Raw genomic sequence first — 24,034 nt, 5'->3', positions numbered from 1 at the left:
CCGGCGCTCACCGAGGGGCGGTTGCCTGCGGCCCAGCTGTCGTCCGAACGTCGGCGGTGGGCTGGTCGGGTGTGCGAGACCCTTGGACGGAGGCAGCCGGGCCTGTTGCCGGTAGGACCGACTGCTGCTGCGGCCGGCGCAGCAGGACGAAGCCCACCACGGCCGCCAACAGGGTCAGGACAGCCGCGACGATCAGGCAGAGCTGAAGACCGTCGATGAACGCCTGAGACACGGCGCCGAGGACACGCGGGGTGTCCGCGCCCAGGCGAAGCCTGCCGACCGCACTCAGTCCGCCGGCGTCCGCGGCCTCGGTGACGCGCCGGATCGTCGCTCCGCCCAGCCCCGCGTCGGTGAGATGTCCGGGCAGAGCGTCCACGGCCCGAGCGGACAGCAGCGCGCCCAGGACAGCGGGGCCCAGGGCGGCGCCGAGCTGACGGAAGGCGTTGTTGGCGGCAGCGGCCATACCGGCCTGGTGGAACGGCACCGAACTGACGGCGGTGGCGGTCATCGGGGTCAGGACGAAAGACACGCCCAGGCCGAGCAGGGCCAGCCGCCAGGCCACTGAACCAAACGAGGTGCCGGCGTCGATCGTGGTGAGCGACAGCAGCGCGACCGCCGCGAGCAGGAGGCCGCCGGGAATCAGCACCCGAGGAGACACCCGGTGCACCAGGCGACCCATGGGGACACCGAGGGCCATCGGCACTATGCACACCATCATCAGCCGCCAGGCTGATTCGAGGGTGGTGAGCTGCTGGACCATGCCGAAGTAGAGGCTGAGGGCGAAGAAGAACCCGATGAGCCCGAGGAAGCTGATCATGGCGATCAGTGCGGTGGCGGTGAAGGAGGGGCTGCGGAACAGTGTCAGGTCCAGCATCGGGCTTGAGCTGCGCCGCTCCACCAGTATGAAAGCGACCGATGCGACAGCGGCGGTGGACAGGGCGAGCATCACCTTGACATCGGTGAAGGAGTTGGCGCCGCCCTCGATGATGCCGTAGACCAGAGCGGTGATGGCCAGCGCGGAGGTGAACTGGCCGGGCCAGTCCAGTCGGCGCGTGCCTGGGGCACGGGAGTCGGTGAGCAGCTTCGTCGAGACGACCAGCGCGAGCAGCGAGGCGGGGACGGGCAGCAGGTAGAGCCAGCGCCACGCGAAGTGGTCGAGGATCACGCCCGCGATGACGGGGCCGAATGCGAGGGCGGCTATCAGGGAGGTCGCCCACACGCCGATGAACTTCCCGCGCTCGCGCGGATCGGGAACGGCGTGGCTGATCAGGGCCAGGGTCGAGGGCAGCAACGCGGCCGCGCCCAGACCGGCGAGGGCCTGCCCGGCCCAGACGACCTCGATCGACTGGGCGCACAGGGCGATCAGGGCACCCAGACCGCTGAAGGCCAGGCCCGCCTGGAAGACCTTCTTGCGGCCGTGCACGTCACCGAAGACGCCCGCGGTGAGGATGAGCGCGGCCATGGGCAGCACGAACGCGACGCTCACCCAGGACAGCTGAGCGGTCGATGTGTTCAGCGCGCGCTGAATGGCGGGCAGGCTCGCCGAGACGGTGGTCACCGGCAGATAGGCGACGAACACGCCGATGCAGGCCATGACGAGTGTGGGCACCCGCCGTTCCTGCGGCGCGTTCCCCGTGGTCGTGACGTTCACGAAAGACTCTCTCCCTTAGGTGCCAGGCGCTGTGGCCGGCTGGCTTCCGCCGCAACGTTCCGGCTTGCCGGGGAGCAGAGGCCAGCCACGAGCGCCGGATCCCGGAAATTCGACATCCGAGCCTTCGGTCCGGAGGAAGTCCGACCCTGCGAAGAAACTCCGGACAACAGCACTCTCCGCTGCACTGCGAAGACGGCGCCGACCAGCGGTGCCCGACTCGGGTGAGCAGTTGCATCACCCGGTCTGCCTGGAGGTCTGACAGAGCGGCGGGTGCAGCCGTCCCGGCCGCGCTGGAATTCGGGCGCGGGGACGGCGCCGGCAAAGGCAAAGGTCGTCATGATCAGTCCTTGTGTGGGAGGGGCCATCCCGGAGGGCGTGCCAGGTCACGGCGTCAGTAGCGGGTTGAGGGCACGATGTTCGTCGACTGCCTGGGGACCCGGCCGGTGGATCGGGCCCGTGCCCAGGGTCAGGGACAGGCCCGTGCCCTGGTTGGCGTGGGCGATGATCTCCGCGGTGATGGAGATCGCCGTCTCCTCAGGCGTGCGTGCACCGAGGTCGAGACCGATCGGGGAGCGCAGCTGAGCCAATCGGTCCTGCGCGACGCCCGCCTCGCGCAGGAGACGCAGGCGTTCGTCGTGGGTACGCCGGGATCCCATCGCGCCCACGTAACCGACGGGCAGGTCGAGTGCCAGCTGCAGCAGGGGGATGTCGAACTTGGCGTCGTGGGTGAGGACGCAGACGGCGGTACGGCCGTCCACCTCGGTGCGCTCCAGGTAGCGGTGCGGCCAGTCGACCACGACCTCGTCCGCCTGTGGGAAGCGGGCCGCGGTGGCGAAGACGGGGCGGGCGTCGCACACGGTGACCCGGTAGCCGAGGAAGCGGCCGGCCTGGCTGAGCGCGGTGGCGAAGTCGACCGCGCCGAAGATCAGCATGCGGGGGCGGGTCGCGGCCGCGTGGACGAGGACGGACAGCCGGTCGGGGCAGGTGTCCGCGTCCCCGCCGAGCGAGACGAGCGCGGTGCGGCCCACCCGCAGCTGGGCTGTGGCCCGGTCCGCCACCGCCTGGCCTGTCGGCCCTGCGGCCAGCGTCGCGTCGGCGCTGCAGCTGTCACCGAGAACGCTCAGGGTGGTGCCGATCAGTTTGTCGGGGCCGTCGACGACCTGTGCCACGGCGGCGGGTCGGCCCTCGGCGACCTCGGCGAGGGCCGACCCGAGATGCGGCCGGGTCGCGGGGTCGATGCGCTGGACGAGGACGTCGAGTTCGCCGCCGCAGGTCAGGCCGACGGCGAAGGCGTCGTCGTCTGAGTAGCCGAACCAGGCGCGCTGCGGGGCGCCCCGGTCCTGTAGCACCTGTCGGCACAGTTCGTAGACGGCGCCTTCGACACAGCCGCCGGAGATGCTGCCGACGGCGTTGCCGTCCTCGTCCACCGCGACCGACGTACCGACGGGCAGGGGCGCGCTGCCGGTAACGTCGACGACGGTGGCCAGGGCGAAGGGACGTGCCTCGCGGCACCAGCGGTGCAGTGTGTCCGCGATGTTCAGCATGAGTCCTTCTCCGTGGTTTGCCGTCGGGGCGTGGGGCGGGTCGCCGCCGCGTCGTCGGGGAGTGCATACGCGGCGGCGACCCTGGTGGGTCCGGCAGCCGGGCGGGAGACCGGTTACCGGACAGGCCGGTGGCATTGAAGACCGCGTTGGCGAACGGGGCCTGCGCCGTGCAGAACGACACTCGGGCAAGCCCCGGATGTGCATTTCCGGGGAGGCTGAATTTCCAGTGATCCCGTGCGATGTCGGTCGCACCACCCGAGCACTCCTGCCCGGAGTGATCCTGACGAGTTGACGGCCTACATCACGTCCTCGATCCGGATGGGCAGCTGGTTCTGTCGCTGTCCGGTGGCGTGGAAGACCGCGTTCGCGACAGCGGCTGCCGCGCCGATCATCGTGACCTCTCCGAGGCCCTTCACCCCGACGTCGTTGAGGAGCAGATCGGGCTCGTCGATGAAGTCGAAGTCGATCTCCTGGATGTCGGCGTTGACCACGAAGGGGTACTCCTCCAGCGTCGTGTTGAGGAATCCGCCGAAGCGCGGGTCGACCTCGCTCGACTCCCGGAGCGCCTGGCTGATGCCCCAGGTCACGCCCCCGCGGACCTGACTGGCCGCGGTGACCGGACTGGCGACCCGTCCGCAGTCGGCCACGCAGAGCGCCCTGGGCACACTGATGCGCCGTGTCGTGGCCTCGATGCGCACCTCGACGAAGTGAGCGACCCAGCTGAAGGCCGTGAAGTCCGGGAAGACCGGACCCGCGGCGGAGAACAGGCCGGCCCGTGAACGGTCGAGCATCTCGGGGGGCTGGCCCGGTCCCACGGAGGTCACCTCCACCTCCGGCGACCCGCCTCCGGTGGCTCGAACCGTGGCTGCCACATCCACTGTCCCGGTGTCGCCCGTGCCGAGCTGCTTCCGCAGCTCGCGCAGTGCCTTGTGCACCGCGGGCAACGCGGTCGTGGTGCCCCACGCACCGGCGGTGAGATGCTGCGGCGCGAAGCGCGTGTCACCGACCCGTACGACGACGTCCCGCACGGGGACACCGAGGTCCTCCGCGACCAGGAGAGCGATGGCCGAGCGGATGCCCTGCCCCATCTCATGGCCGTCAACACTGACGGTCACCCGGCCATCGGCCGCCGCAGACATACGGGCCACGGCCGGAGCGACCAGGACCGGGTGGGCGCCGACAGCGACGCCCAGGCCCACCAGCGATCCGTCAGCGGCACGCATCGACCCCGGCCGCGGATCGCGTTTGCCCCATCCGAACCGCTCCGCACCCCGCGTCAGACACCGCGCCAGGTGGCGGGAGGAGAAAGGCAGACCGGTGACCGGGTCCGTGGCGGTGTCGTTGGCCAACCGCAGCTCGACGGGGTCCTGGCCGGTGGCGTAGGCCAGTGCGTCGATGGCCGACTCGAACGCGAAGCTGGCTGGGCCCTCCATCGGAGCCCTCATGAATCCCGGCGTCTGGACGTCGGTCTGAACCAGGCGCTGACGTCCCCCGAAGTGGGGTACGCCGTACAGCCTCGACGTCATCTCCGTGAACATGGCGGGGTACAGGTCGTGGCGGGACGTCTGGTGCTCCGCGTCGTGGAGGGCGGCCAGGAGCCGTCCCGACGGGTCGGCGCCGAGCCGGATGCGATGACGGCTGACCGGCCGGAAGCTGCCGGCGTGGAACGTCTGCGGGCGCGGAACGACCAGCTTGACCGGACGCATCAGCCGGCGTGCGGCGAGCGCCAGTGGCCCGAGGTGCGGCTGCAGTGCGTTGCGGGATCCGAAGCCGCCCCCGATGTAGGGCGAGATGACTTCGACGTCGGCCGGATCGAGGTTCAGCTGGGTGGCGACTCCGTGGCGCAGTGCGCCGGCGTTCTGGGTGCCCTCGTGCACCACGAGCCTGTCGCACCGCCATTCCACGACCGAGCTCATCAGTTCCATCGGGACCTGGTGCTGAGCCGGGTGCAGGTAGGTCTCGTCGATCTGCACCGGGCTCGCCGTGTACGCGCTCTCGGCATCGCCCACCTTGACGTCGGGAAACCAGGGCAGGGCTTCTTCCTGGATGACGGAGGTGGCGCCTTCGTCATCGAGTCCGACGGCGAACGGCTCGGTCTCGTAGCGTGCCCGGACGAGTTCCGCCGCCTCGGTGGCGGCGATCAGGGTGTCGGCGACGACCAAGGCGATCGGCTGTCCCCGGTAGGCGACGACATCGCTGAGCAGCGGCTGCAGGCTCTGGAAGGCGAAGCCTCCGCCCGTCAGGAAACCGGGGCCACGCAGTTCGTCCTCGTTGAACCGGGTCAGGACCAGACGGACACCGGGGACCGCCTCGGCCGCGGCGGTGTCGATGGCCACGGTGCGGCCCCTGCCGATCGTGGCCACGGCGAACATGGCATACGCCAGGTCGTCCGGGACACGGTCGGCGCCGTAGCGTGCGCTGCCGGTGACCTTTTCGTGGGCGTCGACGCGGCGCAGGTCTGGGGTCTTCATCGGGCGGCTCGCTTCCCGGCGGTGAGCAGTGCGTCAGTAACGGTGCGGATGCCCAGTTCCACTCGGAACGCGCCGGTGCGAGGAGGGCGGGCCTCGGCGAAGGCGACTTCCCCCGCGCGGCGGGCGGTTTCCCTGGTGAGTTGTTCGCCGACCAGTGAGCGTTCCGCTGCCGTCGCCCGCCAGGGGCGCGTGGCGACCCCTCCCAAACCGATCCGGCAGTCCGTGACCATTCCCTGTGCGTCCAGCGTCACGGCGGTGGCGGCCGAGGTGAGGGCGAAGGCGTAGGACTCCCGGTCACGGATCTTGTGATAGGTGGAGCCGCGACCGGCGGGTGTCGCGGGAATGCGGATCCGCAGGATCAACTCATCGGGGGCCAGGGTGTGTTCGAGCAGGGGGTTGTCTCCCGGTTCGACGTGCAGTTCGCCGAGCGGCAGCGTCCGCTCGCCTGCCGGGCCGACCACGTCGAGTTCGGCGTCGAACGCGATCAGGGCTACGGCCCAGTCGCCCGGGTAGGTGGCGATGCAGGTGTCACTGGTGCCCAGCAACGCGTGGGTACGGTCGAGTCCCTCGAGAGCCGCACAGCCGCTGCCGGGATTCCTCTTGTTGCAGGGGAACTCCGCTCCGCCACGGAAGTAGCCGCATCGCGTGCGTTGCAGCAGGTTCCCGCCGACCGTCGCCATGTTGCGCAGCTGCTGGGACGCCGCTCGCCACAAGGATTCCGACAGCGCCGGATAATCGCGCCGTACGACCGGATGGTCGGCGACCTCGGCCATTTTCACTCCCGCACCGAACGACAGTTCTCCCTCACCCGTGCTGATCTCGGTCAGCTCGGCGAGACGGTGAATGTCGATGACGGCCGGCGGCGCCTCGATGCCGAGCTTCATCAGGTCGTACAGGGTCGTGCCACCGGCCAGGAGCTTGGTGCCCGGCTCGGCGGCGGCCAGGGCCTCGACGGCCCCGGCAACGCTGTCGGGCACCACATAGGCGAATGAGCGCACCGTCTACACCTCGCTCTGCTCGGCCTGGTCGGCCACCCGGCGGATAGCGGCGGTGATGCCGACATACGCGCCGCACCGACACAGGTTGCCGCTCATGTACTCACGGATGTCGCCGTCGGTCCCGGTGTGGCCTTCGGCCAGGCAGGCCAGCCCGGACATCACCTGCCCAGGTGTGCAGTAGCCGCACTGCAGGGCATCGCAGTCGACGAACGCCTGCTGCAACGGGTGCAGCGTGCCGTCGGGGGCCGCGACCCCCTCGATGGTCATCACGTCCTGCCCCACGACCTGGACCGCCGGAGTCAGACACGACACGACGCGACGGCCGTCGACGTGCACCGTGCAGGCGCCGCACTGCCCCTGATCACACCCCTTCTTGGTCCCGGTCAGCACGAGACGCTCGCGCAGCACATCGAGCAGAGACTCACGAGGATCCAGAGCGAGGCACACCTCCTCGCCGTTGACGGTGAAGGCCGTCTCGACAAGGCCGGTCGGCGGCCTCGTGGTCGTCGATGTCTTCTCCATAGGGGGCTCGCTCCTTCGTTGCGGCGGGCGGGTGAGCGCCTGCGGCCTCGACCGTAGAAGGCCCCGCGCAGGAGCAGGAGAGGAAGGTTTATCCATGGATCGGCGGTCTCTGCCTGGCGGAGAGGTCCCTGAACCGGCCACTGGATCTGGTGCCGGTTCGGCGTCCACAGGGAACTGCACGGTTCAACCGCCCCAGGGCCCAAGCCGGGGTCCCGGCAGTACTCGCCGAAAAAACAACGGAGTAGCTCCTGACCTGGCTCGTTGCCGTAGGGCCGAGGGCTCGTTGGGCTGAACGAGTGATCCGGTGGCGAGAGGGGCGGGCAGATGGCAACGCGGGTGTTCTCCGATGAGGAGTTGGAGGCCCTGCGCTCGTTCCCGGCGATCGGCAAGGACGAGCTGATCCGCTACTTCACCCTCACCCCGGCGGATGAGGCGTTCCTGCGGAAGTTCCTGCGTCCTCAGACGGTTCTCGGCGCCGCCGGTGCAGTTGTGCACGCTGCCGTGGCTGGGCTTCGTCCCGGACGAGATTCCCTCCGCCCCGCCCCCGCCCCCGGCCGTAGGGCGGTTGGCCCGGCAGCTCGGCCTGCCGGTGGAGGTGCTGCGCGGCTACGGAGTGTCGAGGGAACAGACGCGTACGGATCGTCTGCGGCAGGTGGCGAAGTACCTGGGGTGGCGGCCAGCGAAGTCGCTGGAGCTGAAGGAGCTGGACGAGTTTCTGCTGGCCCGCGCCATGGAGCACGATTCGCCGTCGTTGTTGTTCCGTTTGGGGTGTGAGTATCTGCGTTCGGCGACGGTGATCCGGCCCGGCGTGGTCACGCTGCTGGAGAAGGTCGGCACTGCCCGTCAGGCCGCCGAGCGGGAGACCCACGCCCGTGTGGCCCACCTGCTGACCAGCGAGCGCGCGCAGGGCCTGGACGGGTTGCTGGTTGTCGACCCGAAGCTGAAGTCCTCGCGCCTGCACTGGATGGTCACCGGTCCAGTGCAGGCGTTGCCCAACAGCCTGGGCGGCGAGGTCGAGAAGCTGAAGTTCCTGCGCTGCCTGGACGCCGACACGCTCGACATGTCCGTGCTGCCCGCCGAGCGGCGTCGTCACCTCGCCCAGATCGGACGCCGCCTGACCGCGCAGGCACTGGTGCGGCGCGAGCCGAACCGGCGCCACCCGGTCCTGCTCACCCTGCTGGCACAGTCCGCGGTCGACGTCCTCGACTCAGTCGTGCAGCTCTTCGACCAGACCCTCTCAGGCTCGGAGTCCCGGGCGAGGATCAAGCTGCGCGACGAGCTCGCCGAGCGGGCGAAGACGTCGGAGGACCGGCTCGCACTGCTGGACGAGATCCTGCCCGTCCTGGCGGACGTGGGATCGCGGACGAGGACGTCGGGATGCTGCTGCGCGAGAAGATCGGCATGGACCGCATCCGGGCCGCGCACGCCAGCACCAGCCTGCGGCTGCCGCGGGACCACGGGCATCTGCGCATGCTGGACCGCTCCTACACCTACATCCGCCAGTTCGCCCCCAAGGTGCTGGAGGCGATGCGGTTCGCGGGCGGAACCGAGGCGAAGCCGCTGATCGAGGCTCTTGGCATCCTGCGGGAGCTGAACGCCACTGGCGCCCGCAACGTCCCCACAGGCGCCCCGGCCTCGTTCGTGCCGGCCCGCTGGCAGGGCTACCTCGATGAGGCCGCGGCTAAGGGGGAGGGACGCCGAGGCCCTGGCGCACATCTCCCCGGCCCGCAGCTCGGTGGTCAACTACTACGCCTCCATCACCGTCGACTACGACCGCGAACTCGCCCAGCTCGACGACCAGGGACACCGGCCGCTGCGGACCGTGACCGTGGACGAGCCCGGAGCCGGGCTGTAGCAGCGGCAACGGCCGGAGCTGGCCCAAAGGGCGTGGACGGTTTCCCCGTCATCCGTACAGTCGAAGGCGGTCCGGAGTCAGTTGCGATGACTCCGGACCGCCTTGTCTGCGCGAAGGTGGGTCAGCTGCGAGTGCCCGCCTTTCGCGGGTCGCAGTCGGAGCAGGCGAGGCTGTCGGGCGGGTAGGGGCCCGGGTCGACGGGAATCGTGTGCCCGGTTGTACGGGCCCCGGCCGCGCCAGACGTGCGCCTGCGCGGCGTCTGCTCGCCGGTGGCGTGCTGTTCGACCAGGTGCTCCTGCCGGCGGGTGGTGAGCTTCGGCTGGTTGCCCTTGAGCTTCCCCGCCCAATAGGCCCTGCGCGCTACTTTTTGCGGCTGATGCCCGAGGACAGTCGGTGGCCTGTCCGGCCGTGACGCTGGTCGCGCAGGCCACCGCCGTTACTGGAAGTCGCAGCCCGGGTTGGGAGCGCTCACCGAGAGCGGGTCGCCGACCGGATCGACGTAGAGCGCGTCCAGTACCAGGGGCGTGGTCCCCAGGTTGCGGCCGATGTGGACATGGTTCGCTCCCGACATCTCGTCGATGAAGGCGCCGGCGGAGTAGACCCCATCCGTAGCGCAGTCGGCGTCGGAGTGGGTGAGCGTGCCCTTCTCGACGACGGCGTACAACGGACCGTCGTGGTAGTGCCACCCGGTGCTGCCGCCGGGCGCGATGGTGATCTGCTTGAGGGTGTAGGTCGTGCTCCCTACCGTGCGCTGGTAGATGGTGGTGGAGGTTATGCCCGAAGCGGGCGTGGCACTGGCGGTGCCCGGAACCAGGGCCAGGGCCAGGGCCGATACGGCGGCGAGCGTAGCGAGGTGTGTTGCACGCATAAGCGCTGACAACCTTTCAGGCAGACGGCGTCGGGGGTGACGACATGACGGAGGTCGCGTCCTCGGAGCGGTGTAGATGCGCTGGAGGAGGGTGCCGTAGGAAGGGTGCGGATCCACTCGTACACGGATTCCGGCAGGTGTGATCTGGCTGAGACGTCGTCAGGCGCCGTTTACGTTGGCCTCGGTGTGCTGGCTTTCGAGGTTGCCGTTCAGGGACCGCGCGAGTTCTGGCAGCAGATGGTTTGGACGTCATGTGGTCGTGTGGTGCTTTTTGGTCAGGGGGTGGAGGTGGGGTAGAAGGCGTTGATCTCGGTCAGGACGCGGTCGGGTGCTTCGTGGACGAGGAAGTGTCCGGCGCCGGGGACGACGGCGGAGGTGGCGTGGGGGGCGGCGTCCTGGACGGTCGGCAGGAATATGTCGGCGAGGCCGGCCTGGGTGATCATGTGGACCGGGATGGTCAGCGGGGTGTCCTGGAGTGTGGTGTTGTCGGCCTCGTCCTGGGTCAGGGTCCGGTAGAGCTCGAAGCCAGCGTGCAGGACCTGGGGGCGGGAGTACACCCGGACGAACTCGGCGAGTTCGTCGTCGGAGACGTTCTCGCCGGCGGTCTTCATACTCTGGAAGAAGTGGGTGAGGAAGGTTTCGACCCGGCCGGTGACCAGTTCCTCGGCGAGCGGATTCTGCATGAAGAAGGAGAAGTGCCAAGATACCGATTCGAGGGTGGCGAACTTCAGGTTCTTGCCGACGAGGGCGGCGTCCATGAGGAACAGGCCCGCCACCTGGTCGCGGTGCTGGGCGGCCAGTGGGTAGGCGACGTTGAGGCCGTGGTCGTGGGCGACGACGTGTACGTTCTCGTGGTGGCCGAGGTGGTTGAGCAGCTTGTGGACGTAGGCGGCCAGGACCGTCTTGGTCATGGAGGGCGGGTTTCCGGTCGAGTCGCCCATGCCCGGCAGGTCGATGGCGATGACGGTGCGGCCGGGCAGCAGCGAGGGCATGATCGGGCGGAACTCGTACCAGCTCTGCGGCCAGCCGTGCAGCAGCACCAGGACCTGCGGGCCGTCGCCGCCGATGACGTAGTGCATCTGCACGTCGTCGATGGTGGTGAAGCCGTGCCGGAAGTACTTGTTGAACTCGGCGTCGTCCTTGGTCGCCGCGTCGTAGCCGGGGCTGAGCGGCTCCTCCGACCCGACGGCTACGGCGGTGGTGAAAGCGTTCATGGCGGTGTTACGTCCTTTTTAGGGGTCCTTGCAGAAAGATCGTGTTGTGGCACGGTGGAGATGTATGTAATCCCGTGTTTTCTGTGGGGTGTGACCATGGCTCGGCGGAAGCCGTGGGAGGTCAGTGACAAGTTGTGGGCGGTGATCGAGCCGCTATTGCCGAAGCATGAGCGGCGGTTCCGGTATCCGGGGCGCAAGCATCGATGACCGCAAGACGCTCCAAGGTGTGCTGTTCGTCCTCTACACAGGTGTCCAGTGGGAGTTCCTGCCGCAGGAGTTGGGGTTCGGTTCCGGTCCTGCCTGCTGGCGGCGGCTGGCCGAGTGGCAGTAGGTAGGGGTGTGGGAGGAGCTCCAGCCGGTGCTGCTGGACGGGTTGCGGGCGGCGGACCGTCCCGACTTATCCCGCGCCACCATCGACGCCTCTCATGTGCAGGCCAAGCGGGGGCGAAGCAGCCCAAAAGTCGGTCCGAGCCCGGTTGAACGCGGGCGGCCGGGCTCGAACCATCACGTGCTGACCGATGCCCGCGGCACTCCGCTGTGGGTGTCGCTGACCGGCGGTCACCGCCACGATGTCACCCGGCTTCTGCCGCTGATCGACAGCCTTGGGCCGGTGCGGGGCAAGCGCGGGCCGCCCCCGGCGCAAACCCAGGATGCTGTATGCCGACCGCGGCTACGACTACGACCTCTATCGCCGCCGACTGCGCGAGCGCGGCATCACACCGAAGATCGCTCGACGGAGCCAGCCGCAGGGCTCGGGCCTGGGCAAGGTCCGCTGGGACGCCGAGTCCGCCATCACCTGGCTCCATGGCCCTCGCCGCCTGCGGATCCGGTGGGAAGTACGCGACGACAAGCACGACGCCTTCCTGCAACTCGCCCACTGCATGACACTCGCCCGCAAGCACCCGGCTTTTTGAAAGCACCCCTAGAAGCGGTGTGGCCACGTGAGATGGATGACCCGCCGGGAAATGCGCCAGCCATTATCGGTGCGTCGCAGGTCGTCGTCGTAGACGACGCTGGCGACACCGCCGCCCTCCAGCAGGCTCAGACCTTTGGATCGGGCCCGGACCTCGTCGCCCGGGCCTTCCGACACGACGATGTTCGTCGTGTGGTGGGCTTTCGCGTGTCCGGGGGCGTTCATGAAGGTCGCGATCGCGTCCAGCCCGACGACCGGGTCGCCGCCGAAGGCGCTGCCGTCCCACACCGCGTCTTCGGTGAGGCATTCGCCGAGCCGGTCCAGGTCGTGGTCGTCCATGATGTGCGCCCACAGCGCCACGGCCCTGCTGATTTCGACGGTGTCTTCATGCGTGGGTTTCACGTTCGGCTCTCCATTTTGTGCGTTGCTGGATCAGGCCTTGGTGCCCGTTCAGCATGGCCAGCACCTGGCCGTAGCGCCGTTGGCCTCGGCGATGCTCTCCTTCGCCGCAGGGGCGGGCGCGCCCGGCAGTCTCGACTATGGGGGTGTATCGGCGGGGGCGGGAGAGGATCACATATCCATGGACCGACGATCCTCCCCAGCCGCCCACCATCGAGTCGCCGGACTTGAGACGGGCGAAGGCGCGTTCGCCTGGAGCGCGGAGACGGGCGTGGGCGCGGTTGTATCGCTGGTAGTGCTCCGGAAGTTCGCGGTGGCCGTATAAGGGGTGCGGGCGGTGGCGCAGGCGCTGTAGTAAGGCGCGATCGGGCGTGGATGAGCCACGAGACGTGCTCAACCAGCTCGTACGGGACGTCGAGCATGGGCTGCCCACGGAGCACAGCCGGGTACCGGGATGCTCCGCGGCGTCCAGCGCCTGATTAAGCGTCAGCGGCGGTGCCCCGGCGGGTGCTTCCTCGCAGTCGACGGCGTGGACGACACCTCGGCCGGGACCGCGGCCCGCCGTCCGGCTTCTGCAGGCCCAGCCCGACGTGCGGCGTTCGCTTCACGAGGCAGAGACCGCCGATCCATGGACAAACCTTCCTCTCCCGCCCCTACGCGGACGCTCCTACGGTCGAGGTTGCGGGCGCTCACCGGCCCGCCGTACCGAAGGAGCAGGACCCTCATGAAGATGACTGGCAACACGATCCTGATCACCGGCGGAACCTCGGGCATCGGCCTCGGTCTGGCCCTGCGTCTGCACGAGGCCGGCAACAAGGTGGTCGTCGCCGGCCGGCGCAAGGAACTCCTCGACGAGATCACGGCCGAGCACCCGGGCATCGACGCCCTCGTCCTCGATGTCGCGGACCCCGACTCGATCGCCCGGGCGAGTGAGACCGTGGCGGCGAGCCACCCGGGGCTGAACGTCCTCGTCAACAACGCGGGCATTCAGCTGCTGGAGAGCGTCCTCGACCCGGCCGGACTCCAGGCCGCCGAGGATCACATCGCGACCAATCTGCTCGGCACGATCCGGATGACGTACGCCTTCCTGCCGCTGCTGGTGGGCAAGGACGACGCCGTCGTCATCAACGTCACCTCCGCGCTGGCGTTCGTACCGCTCCCGTTCACACCGACCTACAGCGCGACCAAGGCCGCGCTGCACTCCTTCTCCGAGAGCCTGCGCATCCAGCTCGCCAGTGCTGACGCCGACGTCCAGGTGATCGAGATGGTCCCGCCGGCTGTGCGCACGACCCTGATGGGCCAGCAGGACAACGAGCAGTCCATGCCGTTGGACGACTTCCTCACCGAGGTTCTCGGCCTGCTGCGTGAGAAGCCCGATGCGAAGGAGCTGGTCGTGGAGCGAGCCAGGTTCCTCCGCGACGCGGTGGCCACCGGCTCCTACGACGACGTCCTCGCCATGCTCAGCGGCAGCTGACCGATCTGTGGCAGACGCGGAACAACAGCACGCGGGCCGGTCCTGTCGGGCCGCATCATGGACGAACGCGAGCTGGACCGCCTCGGGGAGCTCCTCACCGAAGACGCGGAACGGTAAGGAAGCGCCTTCGGCTCCGCCCCGGTCGTCTCAACGGAAACGACCGGCTCCGTCCTGAGCGCCGAGGGGCACGCGAGCGCCCGGCTGACACGGCGAACATCGTCGTGTCAGCCGGGCCGGCGACGAGGCCCGGGGCCGGGGCCGGGGCCGGGGCCGGTCAAAGCGTTGGGTCCAAAGCGGCGCAGCGCCAACAGCCGGCGAATTGCCCAGCGTGTCATGCAGGGGTAGGTGGTCATGGGGTCGTCTCGCCGCGCGCGCCCTCGCGTCGGCCAGTCAGCCATACGAGCGGCTTCGCGCGGGTGGGAGAGGAGGGCTCAGCCATGGATCGGCGGTCTCTGGATAGCCGGGCAGGATGCGGCGAGGATGGACGGCATGGACAAGAAGGAACTGGCGGAATTCCTGCGCCACCGACGTGAGATGTTGCGGCCCCGCGACGTCGGGCTGGTCGAGGGGCCGCGCAGGCGTACACAGGGGCTGCGCCGCGAGGAGGTCGCGCAGCTCGCCGGCATGTCCACCGACTACTACGCCCGGCTGGAACAGCAGCGTGCTCCGCAGCCCTCCGTCCAGATCACCACCTCCCTCGCCCGGGCACTGCGGCTGACCCTGGACGAATGCGACCATCTCTTCGTCCTCATCGGGCACAACGCCCCGGCCCGTTTCCTGCGTTCGGAGCATGTCAGCCCGACGCTGCTGCGGGTCCTGGACCGCCTGGACGACTCTCCGGCCCTGGTAACGACCGACCTGTCCGACACCCTCGCGATGAACCCGCTGGCCGTCGCGCTGCTCGGCGACCAGACTCGCCACACCGGTCTGGCCAGCAGCGGCTACTACCGCTGGTTCATGGACCCGGCCGAACGACTGGTGTATCCCGAGGAGACCCACGAAAGCCACGGCCGCGCCCAGGCGGCACGCCTGCGGGCCGCGCTCACAGCCGGCAGCGACACCCCCCGAGCCGCCCGGATCCTCACCGAACTCCAGGAACACAGCCCCGAATTCGTCCGCATGTGGGAACTGCAGGAAGTCGCCCGCTACGGCGACTGCAAGACCCTCCTCCATCCCGAACTCGGCCGCATCGACGTCGACGCCCAGCTCCTGTACACCGAGAACCGCGCCCAGACCCTGGTGGTCCTGACCACCCGCCCCGGCACGGAGAGCCACAGCAAACTCGAACTGCTCGCCGTCATCGGACACCAACAGCTCACTCCCTGACGTCCTGAACTGGGGACCGGCCGGGCTCGGCGCGAGAGGGGCCGGACAAGAGCACCCTGAAATGGTGCAGCCCGCACAGCTTCTGCCCTGCACTCTACGGCCGAATATGTCAGCTCCTGCGGTGTCCGGGCTCCGCGCTCAGGCCGCCCATTTGACCGGATGCTGCCTCCGTTTTACTCTCGACTAAGTGCGGAGGCGGCATCCGTTTTGATGCGGCCGCAGGATCACGAGAGGCAGGAGGGCGCATGAGCGCCGGTGAGCAGCGGGGACGCAAGCCCCGCGCGGACGTCCAGCGCAACCGCGCGGCCCTTCTGGAGACCGCGCAGCGTCACTTCCTGCAGCACGGGGTCGGCACCTCCCTCGAGGCGGTGGCCAAGGAGGCGGGCGTCGGACCCGCCACCCTGTACCGGCACTTCCCCACCCGGGAGGCACTGCTGGCGGCCGTGCTGCAGACCCGCTCCGAGGAACTGGTGGCCCGCCAGGCGGACATCGAGCAACTCGGCGACCCCGCCGAGGCGCTGGAGCAGTGGCTGCGGGCGATGGAGGAGTACTTCAGCGCCTTCAACGGGCTGCCGGACCCGCTCATGGCCGCGGCCCGGGCACAGGAGCCGGACAACCCGCTCACCATTCCCTGCGACATCCTCATCTCCGCCACCGATCAGTATGTGCGAGCCGCGCAGCTCGCGGGGCGCGTGCGCGCGTCGGTGCGGGGGCACGACCTGTTCCTCGCGGCCTGCTCCGTTGCATGGATCAAGGGCACCGGTACCGAGGAGGAGTCGCTCGACCGGCTCCGCACGCTCATCGCGAGCGGCTACCGCCAGCAGGACACCCAGGCGTAAATCGCCAGACACCCCGCTCCGCCCCGCAACGCCAGGCGGCACCACCCATCCATCACATCGTGCTGCTCCCAGGGGCGGCACAACCTCCTAAGGAGCAATTCATGAAAATTACTGTCATAGGCGCCGGTGCCATCGGCGGGAACCTCGCTGCCAAGCTCAGCACGGCCGGTCACGACGTCCAGGTGGCAGACGCCCGCGGCCCCGAGGCCGTCCGGGCGGAGGTGCTGGAGTCCGGGGCCCGCGCGGCGGACCTCTCCGACGCCGCCGTCCAGGGCCGGGACGTCATCGTCCTGTCGATCCCGTTCGGGGTGGCGGGCCAGCTGGCAGACCTGTTCGCGTCGGTGCCCGACGAGACGGTGGTCATCGACACCTCGAACTACTACCCCGGCATGCTCAGCGAGCCGATCGAGGCGGTGGACAACGGCCAGGTGGAGAGCATGTACACCGCCGAGCTGCTCGGCCGCCCCGTGGTCAAGGCGTGGAACGCAGCCCTGGCGGAAACCCAGCGGACCAGGGGCGTCCCGGCCGGAACGCCCGGCCGCCTCGCCATCCCGGTCGCCGGCGACTCCGAGGATGCGCGGAAGGTGGCCATGAGCCTGGTGGACGACACCGGCTTCGACCCCTACGACGCCGGCACACTGGCCGACTCCTGGCGTCAGCAGCCGAACAGCCCCGCCTACTGCACCGAGCTGACCCTCGACGAGCTGCCGGCGGCCCTGGCCGCGGCCGACCGCGTCAAGGACGCGGCCATCCGCGACAGCCTCCCGGAACGCATCGCCGCCCGCGGTGCCAATCCCACTCTCGACGACATCGTCGAGATGAACCGCGCCGCCCACCGCTGAGTCACCCGACGCGGCTCTTGTGCACCCAACGGCACGAGGGCGGTAGCACTGGGCGCCACGAAAACACAAAGACGAACACGAAGAGCTGACAGTCCCCCCACGCTGAAGCCTCGGCACCCCGCTGCCTGCGAACATCCGCAAGCCAGCAGGTACCCGCAAGAGTGCACCTCGCGTCCGGCCCTCACTTCGGTTGCCACCTCGCATGGCCTGCCGTACTGCGCTGTGCCGCGGCCGCGGAGGCGGCGACTGCGCGCCATGGAGAGGAACCGCCTTGTCCGGCACCGCATCACCCTTCACCGACCTCGCACGCTCCCGCCGCTCCCCTCGGCGGTTCTTGCCCACCGCCCTGTCCCCTTCGGACATCCGTGGCGTGTTGGAAGACGCGCAGACGGCGCCCTCGAACAGCAACACCCAGCCGTGGTCAGTGCACGTCGTCTCGGGTGCGGCGCGGGACGCCCTGAGCAAAGAGCTGCTCCGGGCGGAGGAGGCGGGACGGACCTCCCCGGACTTCACCGATGGCTACGGCGAGGAGAACATCTACCTCGAGCGCTCGCGGGCCCTGGGCGCGAGTGTCTACCGGGCCCGGGGCGTCGAGCGCTCGGACAGGGACGGCAGGAGGGCGGCGGTCCGCGAGAACCTGGAGTTCTACGGCGCCCCCCATGCCGCCTTCCTGTTCATGCCGGCACTCGGCGACGGGGTACGGACAGCTGGCGACATCGGCATGTATGCGCAGAACTTCCTGCTCTCGCTGGCGGCCCGGGGGCTGGCCGGCATCCCGCAGACCGTACTCGGCGTCTACGCCGACACCGTCCGCGAGTTCCTGGGGGTCCCCGCGGAGCTCAAGCTGCTGTTCGGCATCTCCTTCGGCATGGCCGACCCGGCGGCACCCGTAAACACGCTCCGCACAGAGCGGGTTCCGCTTCAGCGGAGCGTGGTCCTGCATGACACCCCGGGAGTCCTCGACAGGCCGTAGTTCCTCCGCTCGCAGGAACCATCCGGTGCCGTGCCTGGGTTTGGGGCCGACACACGGCCGGCCCGGGCCCGGCGCCCGCATCGGAGACATTCTCCGTTTCTCTCCGCCTCGTCTGAGGAGTAACCATGACAAGCCGACAGATGATCCTGGGCATGCAGTTCAGCGGCGGATACGGGGCCGCACCCGGGGCCTGGCGGCTGCCGGGTGCGAACCTCAACAGCTACACGGACATGGGCCAGTTCGTGCGGTACGCGCAGGCCGCCGAGCGCGGCAAGATCCAGCTGCTGTTCATCGCGGACACCCCGGTCCTGGACGTCGACCTCGACCACCATGCCCCGCACCACATGATCGACCCGTTGCTGATCCTGACCGTCCTCGCGCGCGAGACCGAGCGGATCGGCCTGGTCACCACCGCCTCCACCACGTTCACCGAGCCCTACAATCTCGCCCGCCAGTTCAAGGCCCTGGACGTGATCAGCCACGGCCGGGCCGGCTGGAACGCGGTGACCACCTCCGACCCCGCCGCCGCGGCGAACTTCGGCGCGACGATCCCGCCGCGCGCCGAGAAGTACGAGCGTGCCCACGAGGTCATCCAGATCGTGCAGGCACTGTGGGGCAGTTGGGAGAAGGACGCCTGGCTTCTCGACGTCGACGGCAAGCGGTTCGCCGACATGGACAAGATCCAGCCGGTCAACCTGCGGGGCAAGCACGCCGGCTCCTGCGGCCCGCTGCCCATCCCCCCGTCCGAGCAGGGCCAGCCGGTCATCTTCCAGGCAGGCGGCGGCAGTTACGGCCTGGAACTCGCGGGCCGTTACGCCAGCGGCGTCTACGCCAACCCGTACACCATCGAGGACGCCCAGGCCCAGCGCCAGGCCCTGCGGGACGCCGCCAAGCGCGCCGGACGCGACCCGGACGAGGTGAAGATGCTCGCCGGCTTCATGCCGACCATCGCCGCCTCCCGCCAGGCCGCCCTTCAGCGGCGCCGCTTCCTGGACGAGGTCGTCGACCTGAACCAGCGCGTCCGCTACCTCGGTGCCATGATCGGCCTCCCACTCGACCCCGGCCAGCTCGACGAGCCGCTGACCGCGGACCAGCTCGCCGACGCCACACCCAGCCCGCACGACCCGCGCTCCGCCCGCGCCCTCGAAGTGGCCCGGGAAGGCTGGACCCTGCGCGACGTGCTCGCCCACGGAGTAATCGACTACCACCCGGTGGTCGCCGGCACCGGCGCCGACGTCGCCGACCACATGCAGCAGTGGTTCGAGGCAGGGGCCTGCGACGGCTTCTCGATCGCCATCGACAGCTACCACGACGGCTTCGACTCCTTCATCGACCAGGTCGTCCCGATCCTGCAGGAACGCGGCCTGTTCCACGACGACTACGAAGGCCCCACCCTGCGCGAGAACCTCGGCGCCCACGAGCAGTACGGCCTCGACCCGCGCCTCACGAATCCGGCCCGGTCATGACCACCACCACGCAGCCCATTCCTCGACGCAACCTGAACGGAGATGGCTTCCGCATGTTCTGCCAGGACGACACCGGTGGCTACACCTCGTTCTGCCTGGAGGACTCCATGATGGCCTGCTGGGCGACAGGTGAACCCCGACTTCAGAGACTGGGACATACAGGGCAGGTGAGCGGTGTCGCCACCCGCTTGCGCCGCCATCGTCGGCCTCAACCGGGTCTTCACGATCCTCTCTGACAGCAACTGACGCACACCCGGCCACGCCGGAGGCCGCGAAATGCACATTCCGGCGTGAACCACTCCGGGCCTGATGGAGGTGGTATACCCCGGTTCTGATGGAGTCGGTTTGCTGGACAGTTGACGATCCAGCAGTCTTCCCAGGTCGATGCCGCCAATGGACTCGTCACCTATCGGCCGCCTGCAGGAGAGTTCCGTTTCCTGGAGGTCGTCGGCGTGCGGGGTGGTTGCTGGAGGTGGTGCGCTGGGTTGGGTTCCGCAACCGCAATGGGACTTGAAGCCGCGGGATGTGTGTCGATCCAGGACAACCCCCCTGGGTCAAGTCGGCGGCGTGCACGCGTGACGGCGACGTATGCGAGGCGGGCGTCAGTGTCGTTGACGGGTTCCGGGACGGGACGGCCTTCGGCGTCGTGTTGGTCGGTGTCCTTGGGAGGTGGGAAGTCGTCGCCAATCCGGACGGTTGGCCATTCACGCCCCTTGGCCTTGTGGGCTGTGGACACGGTCACGTCGGCATGGTCCTCGTCCGTGAGCTCGTCGACTGCGGCCAGGATGACATCGGGGCCGTGCGTGTCGACGAGGTCGACGAAGGGCTGGAGGTCGCCGCCTGCCGGATCGTAGGTCGCGTAGTTCTGCACGTCGCCCCAGGAGGCGAAGAGGACGAGTTCCGGGTGGCTGGTGCGGCGTCCTTCCTTGAGGTCGCGAGCCGCGAGCGCCAGCGAGGTGAGTGTGTGCCCGCCGCGAGCCAGGGCGACGCGGCGCCCCTCGGACAGGAGGCGCATGACTTCGGCCATGGCGCCGATGTTGGTGCGGCACAGCACTGCATCCGGGTTGGCAACGTCTCCGACCTCGGTGGGGATGGTCTCGCTCCCGGTCAGACGGATGGGTGCCTCCGCGAGTTCGAGCCAGCGGTTGGCTTGTTCGGCGAGCAGAGGGCCGAAGCGGAAGGAGCGGGTCAGAGTGAGAGCCGTGGCGTCGAAGTCGGTCATCGCATCGCGGGCACCTCGCCAGCCATAGATGGCCTGGGCCGAGTCGCCGACCATGACGAGTTGAGCGTGGTCACGCTGGGTGTTGAAGACCTGTTCCAGGACGGGGTTGGTGTCCTGGGCTTCGTCGAGGAAGAGGAAGTCCGCCTCGATCCTGGGCTGGGTCAGGGCCCACATCTTCAGGTAGTGGTCGTGTTCGAAGCAGACCGCACCCTGGTCGAACATTTGTAGGTCGGACCAGGCCTTGGTCGCGAACGGTAGTACCTCGTCAACCAGTTGGGCGTGCTCGGCACGCGTTGCCAGACGGCGAAGGTGCGGCACATGGTGGCAAGCCAGGGCATGGTCTGCGGAGTAGCAGAAGCGTGTCACGGCGCGTAGCACCGTGTGGGAGAGCGTCTTGTGGCTGATCTCGTGATCGCCGATGCGGATGGGCCGGGTGATACCGAGGGCCTGGCCGATCTTCCAGGCAGGCTGGCGGGGGCCGTTGAGTCGGGCGGCATAGCGGTGGCCGAGTGCTGCGTACGCCGTTGCGTGGGCGGTCTTGCACATCACCGTTGGGGGAAAGCGATTGGCGGCGTCACGAGCGATGTCCTTATTGAAAGCGAGGTAGCGACCGCGTCGTTTGGTGCCGGCGGCAAGCATCGCGAGGGTGGTGGTCTTGCCGGTACCGGCCCCCGCCTGCAAACGAGTTGGTGCCCTGCTCGGAAGGTGTCGGCTGCTTGGACCTGCTCCTCGGTCGGGGTGGGCACGAAAGGCTCCTCAGGAAGGGGTGGAGCAGGACTGGCTCTGGCCGCTGGGCGTGCGGTTGTCATGACTGAGGAGAATGCTCGCTGCGCAAGCCAGCAGTTCTTCCGGGGTGTTCTGGGCCAGCAGCCCCTCGAACCGGGTCATCAGCCGGCGGACGCGCTCTTCTTTGTGCTGCGCGACAGCGTCGATCACGGTCTGCTTCAGGAAGTCCCGGGGCCGTTGCCCGCAGGCTTCCGCAGCCTGGCGGATGGTGGTGCGGGCGGGGTGACTGAGAGCGAAGTTCAGCAGGACACAGCCCTGTCGGTCTGGGTAATGGGTAGTCAGGACATCGATGGGCAATACGGCATCGAGTCGACGCCGAAGTGCCCGCAGCGCACGCCCAGGAGTCTTTGCGCGTTGCAGAGTCAGCAGTCGGGTGCGGTCGTTGTTGCTGGCCAGAGCCACGACACGACGCGCACGACGAAGTTCACAGTCGCTGGCAGGCCGGGTAAGGGTGATCTCGATCGCGTGGTGCGCTGTCACGGGTGCGTCGCCTTCCCGCTCTGGCTGGCAGGCCCTTGGCGTCGGGTGAGTGTCGGGAGCCGGGTGTGGATGTGCTCGTGGTGGATGAGGGGGTCGAAGGGCTCCCACTCGGTTACCGCCGCGTCGGCGGCTGTGGGGATGGCGGCGTGCTCGGGGCAGCGTTGAGCCTTCCAGCGCAGTTGCTCGGCATAGGGCAGGCCGGTGAGCGCGTAGACGGCCAGGACATCTCCAGGCAGGGGAAGCTGGCCGTGCCGCGTGGCGAGGGGCACGAGAGTCCAGACACCTGCCTGGGTCTTGGGCGTGAGCAGGGGGCTTGTGCAGCGGTGGCGGCGTCGGGTCTGGGCGACGCACTGGATCTCGTCCACCGGGTGGTTGGCGAGGTAGCGGATGTACAGGAGTTGAACGACAGGGCGGGCGGGCCGACACGTGGCCATCGGTGAGGCTTCCGTGTTCGGCGGGGTGGAGGGAGGAGCGAAGGCACCGCTGTCGATCAGGCGGCGGGTGTTGACCGCCAGAGCCCGGCGCAGCCCTGTCAGTTCGGGTACGGCTGGAAGGGCGTGACGGGCAGGGCAGAGCATGGCGTGCGGCAGGCGGCACCAACTGCTGCCGTCACCCGCCGGGTGAGCGACGCCGCGGCTGACGTGCCATTGGCAGGTAGCGGGCACTCGCTCAGCAGGCAACTCGTGAGGGTGCAGGCGGATGGGCCGCTCGTTGGTGCGGTGGTACCACTCGATTCGGTTGCCGCAGTCCCGGCAGCGGTCACCCTGACCGCATCGCAGTAGACGACTGGCGCTGTCGTGGCTTACGCGTAGAGAACGCCTCGCGCGGCCATGGACGAGGCTGCCATCCCAATGGCGTGAAGAAGGGGGTGTGGAGCGCATGCGGGCGAACCTGTCAGCTGACACGCCGTCCAGCGGGTGTCAGCACCGTAGGTGTCCCCCGAAGTGCCGCATCTGGTGAGACGGGGTTTCGAGAATGCGATCACGCGTTCGCGTGGAGTCACCCGTTCGGGCGGTTGATGAAGACCGTCCCGAAAGTAGTCAGCCGTCGGCCTTCGCGGGAGGCTCGTGCCCGTTGCACAGGGTGGCGAAGAGCTCGTCGAGCGGGGTGCTCAGGGCGTGCGCGAGGGCGTGCCAGGTTTTCAGCGTCCCGATCGTTCGGCCCTGCTCAATCTCGATGAGAGTCCGTCTGGCAAGGCCGCTACGGTCGGCGAGCTCGTCATAGCTCCATCCTCGGGCCGCCCGCAGGCGCGCGAGCTCCAGGCGGAGTGCCTCGAAGTCCGGATCGGGCGGAAAGATCGTCACCCGACCATCCGACGGGGCAGACCCCTGCCCTGTCAGTGCAGACCTCTGCCCTATTTCCCTAGGTCGCAGCGCGGGCGCGAGGGCAGAGGTCTGCACTAGCGTGTGCGGCCGCCGCTCTCTCCTGAGCGGACAACGGCGCGGAAGCAGGATTGGGAGGAGCGCGCCCCATGAGGCTTTGCACAACACGCCCGACAACACGGCGTGCCTGGACGGTGGAGTTGCGGCCCGGCTCTGACGGGCCGCAGCTTGTGTGTCAGCAGTGCGACCACCGGGGCGGGCTGCTCGCTGCTGTATCCGCGCGCTCCGCAGCGCTCGAGCATTTGGCCGGACATGCCCGGCGCGACGCCCTGCCGCCATACATGCGCACCTGCCAGTGCCACGAACGAGGTTGCCGCTGGCACCCCCGTCACCGCGGCTGCGCCGGACCCGTCCGTCTGCTTCTCACCCGCGAACGGAGCGGACGACTCTGGCGATTTGCCGACGCCTGTACGGCCTGCGCGTCGGTGACGGCACAGGCCGCCGTAGTTCCGGAAACCTTCCTCCCTGTGACCGTGGCGTCGTCGGACGGCGCCTCGCGGCGTCGCAAACGACGACCCAAAGGGCCGGGCGACCAGATCCGAGTGCGGGAGATGCTCAGCTACTTGGCCGCAGCCCTACCCAGCCACACAGGGGCTGCAGCCCGACTGCTCGCCGTGCAGTGTGCACTGCGCATGGACTCCGAAGGGAAGGTCCGGATGCCGGCTGGGGTCCTACGCAGTCTTCGCCTTGGCCGCAATCCACTCCCGTGGAGCGAGCTGGAGCAGGCGCGATGGCTCCGCAGAATTCCGGCTACCCCGGGCTCTGCCGACCAGGTAGTGGGTGCCCAGATCCTCGACGGCGGGTTGTTT

General features: G+C 68.9%; 19 protein-coding genes and 4 pseudogenes. 9 read left to right on the top strand and 14 right to left on the bottom strand.

Annotated features, from left to right (window positions below; genetic code table 11):
* Window positions 1–7 precede the first annotated feature (7 nt).
* The 5 genes from ACWCRJ_RS29760 to ACWCRJ_RS29740 form a co-directional block, all read right to left on the bottom strand.
* Entirely contained in the window at window positions 8–1,651 is a 1,644-nt protein-coding gene (locus ACWCRJ_RS29760; protein ID WP_409105796.1) for an MFS transporter, read from the bottom strand.
* A 383-nt stretch (window positions 1,652–2,034) separates the two neighbouring features.
* On the bottom strand, window positions 2,035–3,195 hold the full coding sequence (locus ACWCRJ_RS29755; RefSeq protein WP_409105797.1) for an XdhC family protein: 1,161 nt from the start codon (window positions 3,193–3,195) through the stop codon (window positions 2,035–2,037).
* Between the two features lie 296 nt (window positions 3,196–3,491).
* The gene (locus ACWCRJ_RS29750) at window positions 3,492–5,666 is read right to left on the bottom strand and encodes a xanthine dehydrogenase family protein molybdopterin-binding subunit (protein WP_450942191.1); all 2,175 of its coding nucleotides are present in this window, start codon (window positions 5,664–5,666) and stop codon (window positions 3,492–3,494) included.
* The gene (locus ACWCRJ_RS29745; RefSeq protein WP_409105799.1) at window positions 5,663–6,664 is read right to left on the bottom strand and encodes an FAD binding domain-containing protein; all 1,002 of its coding nucleotides are present in this window, start codon (window positions 6,662–6,664) and stop codon (window positions 5,663–5,665) included. Before ACWCRJ_RS29745 ends, ACWCRJ_RS29750 begins: the two co-directional genes overlap by 4 nt.
* Window positions 6,665–6,667: 3 nt before the next feature.
* Window positions 6,668–7,186, bottom strand: coding sequence for a (2Fe-2S)-binding protein (locus ACWCRJ_RS29740; protein WP_450942190.1), 519 nt, complete (start codon window positions 7,184–7,186; stop codon window positions 6,668–6,670).
* A gap of 481 nt (window positions 7,187–7,667) precedes the next feature.
* Here ACWCRJ_RS29740 and ACWCRJ_RS29735 point away from each other — a divergent pair, with 481 nt between their 5' ends.
* Together ACWCRJ_RS29735 and ACWCRJ_RS29730 are read left to right on the top strand one after the other, a co-directional pair.
* Window positions 7,668–8,750: a DUF4158 domain-containing protein gene (locus ACWCRJ_RS29735; protein WP_450942189.1), complete on the top strand. Its 1,083-nt coding sequence runs from the start codon at window positions 7,668–7,670 to the stop codon at window positions 8,748–8,750.
* 105 nt (window positions 8,751–8,855) lie between these two features.
* On the top strand, window positions 8,856–9,041 hold the full coding sequence (locus tag ACWCRJ_RS29730) for a hypothetical protein (protein WP_450942188.1): 186 nt from the start codon (window positions 8,856–8,858) through the stop codon (window positions 9,039–9,041).
* A gap of 436 nt (window positions 9,042–9,477) precedes the next feature.
* Here the strand turns inward: ACWCRJ_RS29730 and ACWCRJ_RS29725 are convergent, their stop codons facing one another.
* Both ACWCRJ_RS29725 and ACWCRJ_RS29720 read right to left on the bottom strand, forming a co-directional pair.
* On the bottom strand, window positions 9,478–9,909 hold the full coding sequence (locus tag ACWCRJ_RS29725) for a cupin domain-containing protein (RefSeq protein ID WP_409105803.1): 432 nt from the start codon (window positions 9,907–9,909) through the stop codon (window positions 9,478–9,480).
* A gap of 275 nt (window positions 9,910–10,184) precedes the next feature.
* A complete protein-coding gene (locus ACWCRJ_RS29720) occupies window positions 10,185–11,123 on the bottom strand; it encodes an alpha/beta fold hydrolase (protein ID WP_409105804.1) in 939 nt (312 codons plus the stop codon).
* A gap of 96 nt (window positions 11,124–11,219) precedes the next feature.
* On the opposite strand from ACWCRJ_RS29720, the pseudogene ACWCRJ_RS29715 reads away from it, so the two are divergent.
* Window positions 11,220–12,037: pseudogene (locus ACWCRJ_RS29715) on the top strand (IS5 family transposase).
* Window positions 12,038–12,045: 8 nt separating this feature from the next.
* On the opposite strand, the gene ACWCRJ_RS29710 reads toward ACWCRJ_RS29715, so the two are convergent.
* Entirely contained in the window at window positions 12,046–12,438 is a 393-nt protein-coding gene (locus ACWCRJ_RS29710; RefSeq protein ID WP_409105805.1) for a nuclear transport factor 2 family protein, read from the bottom strand.
* A 220-nt stretch (window positions 12,439–12,658) separates the two neighbouring features.
* Window positions 12,659–12,792: pseudogene (locus ACWCRJ_RS29705) on the bottom strand (IS5/IS1182 family transposase); the annotation flags it as partial.
* A gap of 367 nt (window positions 12,793–13,159) precedes the next feature.
* On the opposite strand from ACWCRJ_RS29705, the gene ACWCRJ_RS29700 reads away from it, so the two are divergent.
* The 6 genes from ACWCRJ_RS29700 (at window position 13,160) to ACWCRJ_RS29675 (ending at window position 19,355) form a co-directional block, all read left to right on the top strand.
* The gene (locus ACWCRJ_RS29700; RefSeq protein WP_409105806.1) at window positions 13,160–13,909 is read left to right on the top strand and encodes an SDR family oxidoreductase; all 750 of its coding nucleotides are present in this window, start codon (window positions 13,160–13,162) and stop codon (window positions 13,907–13,909) included.
* 489 nt (window positions 13,910–14,398) lie between these two features.
* Window positions 14,399–15,235, top strand: a complete 837-nt coding sequence (locus tag ACWCRJ_RS29695; protein WP_450942187.1) for a helix-turn-helix transcriptional regulator — start codon at window positions 14,399–14,401, stop codon at window positions 15,233–15,235.
* A gap of 245 nt (window positions 15,236–15,480) precedes the next feature.
* Window positions 15,481–16,074: a TetR/AcrR family transcriptional regulator gene (locus tag ACWCRJ_RS29690; protein WP_450942186.1), complete on the top strand. Its 594-nt coding sequence runs from the start codon at window positions 15,481–15,483 to the stop codon at window positions 16,072–16,074.
* 101 nt (window positions 16,075–16,175) lie between these two features.
* Window positions 16,176–16,916: an NADPH-dependent F420 reductase gene (locus ACWCRJ_RS29685; RefSeq protein ID WP_409105809.1), complete on the top strand. Its 741-nt coding sequence runs from the start codon at window positions 16,176–16,178 to the stop codon at window positions 16,914–16,916.
* Between the two features lie 271 nt (window positions 16,917–17,187).
* Complete coding sequence (locus ACWCRJ_RS29680; protein WP_409105810.1) at window positions 17,188–17,889, top strand: nitroreductase; 702 nt, start codon at window positions 17,188–17,190, stop codon at window positions 17,887–17,889.
* Window positions 17,890–18,014: 125 nt separating this feature from the next.
* Window positions 18,015–19,355: an NtaA/DmoA family FMN-dependent monooxygenase gene (locus ACWCRJ_RS29675; RefSeq protein ID WP_450942185.1), complete on the top strand. Its 1,341-nt coding sequence runs from the start codon at window positions 18,015–18,017 to the stop codon at window positions 19,353–19,355.
* A 406-nt stretch (window positions 19,356–19,761) separates the two neighbouring features.
* Here ACWCRJ_RS29675 and ACWCRJ_RS29670 read toward each other — a convergent pair.
* From ACWCRJ_RS29670 to ACWCRJ_RS29650, 5 genes and pseudogenes are all read right to left on the bottom strand, one after another.
* Window positions 19,762–21,323: pseudogene (locus tag ACWCRJ_RS29670) on the bottom strand (UvrD-helicase domain-containing protein).
* A 10-nt stretch (window positions 21,324–21,333) separates the two neighbouring features.
* Window positions 21,334–21,843: a hypothetical protein gene (locus tag ACWCRJ_RS29665; RefSeq protein ID WP_450942184.1), complete on the bottom strand. Its 510-nt coding sequence runs from the start codon at window positions 21,841–21,843 to the stop codon at window positions 21,334–21,336.
* A complete protein-coding gene (locus tag ACWCRJ_RS29660; RefSeq protein ID WP_450942229.1) occupies window positions 21,840–22,277 on the bottom strand; it encodes a hypothetical protein in 438 nt (145 codons plus the stop codon). Before ACWCRJ_RS29660 ends, ACWCRJ_RS29665 begins: the two co-directional genes overlap by 4 nt.
* Before the next feature lie 63 nt (window positions 22,278–22,340).
* Window positions 22,341–22,724: pseudogene (locus tag ACWCRJ_RS29655) on the bottom strand (DUF6083 domain-containing protein); the annotation flags it as partial.
* Between the two features lie 159 nt (window positions 22,725–22,883).
* Complete coding sequence (locus ACWCRJ_RS29650; protein WP_409105813.1) at window positions 22,884–23,147, bottom strand: helix-turn-helix transcriptional regulator; 264 nt, start codon at window positions 23,145–23,147, stop codon at window positions 22,884–22,886.
* Window positions 23,148–24,034 lie beyond the last annotated feature (887 nt).

The organism is Streptomyces sp. NPDC002324 (assembly GCF_053593335.1).
This window is presented reverse-complemented; position numbering and strand designations above follow the sequence as displayed.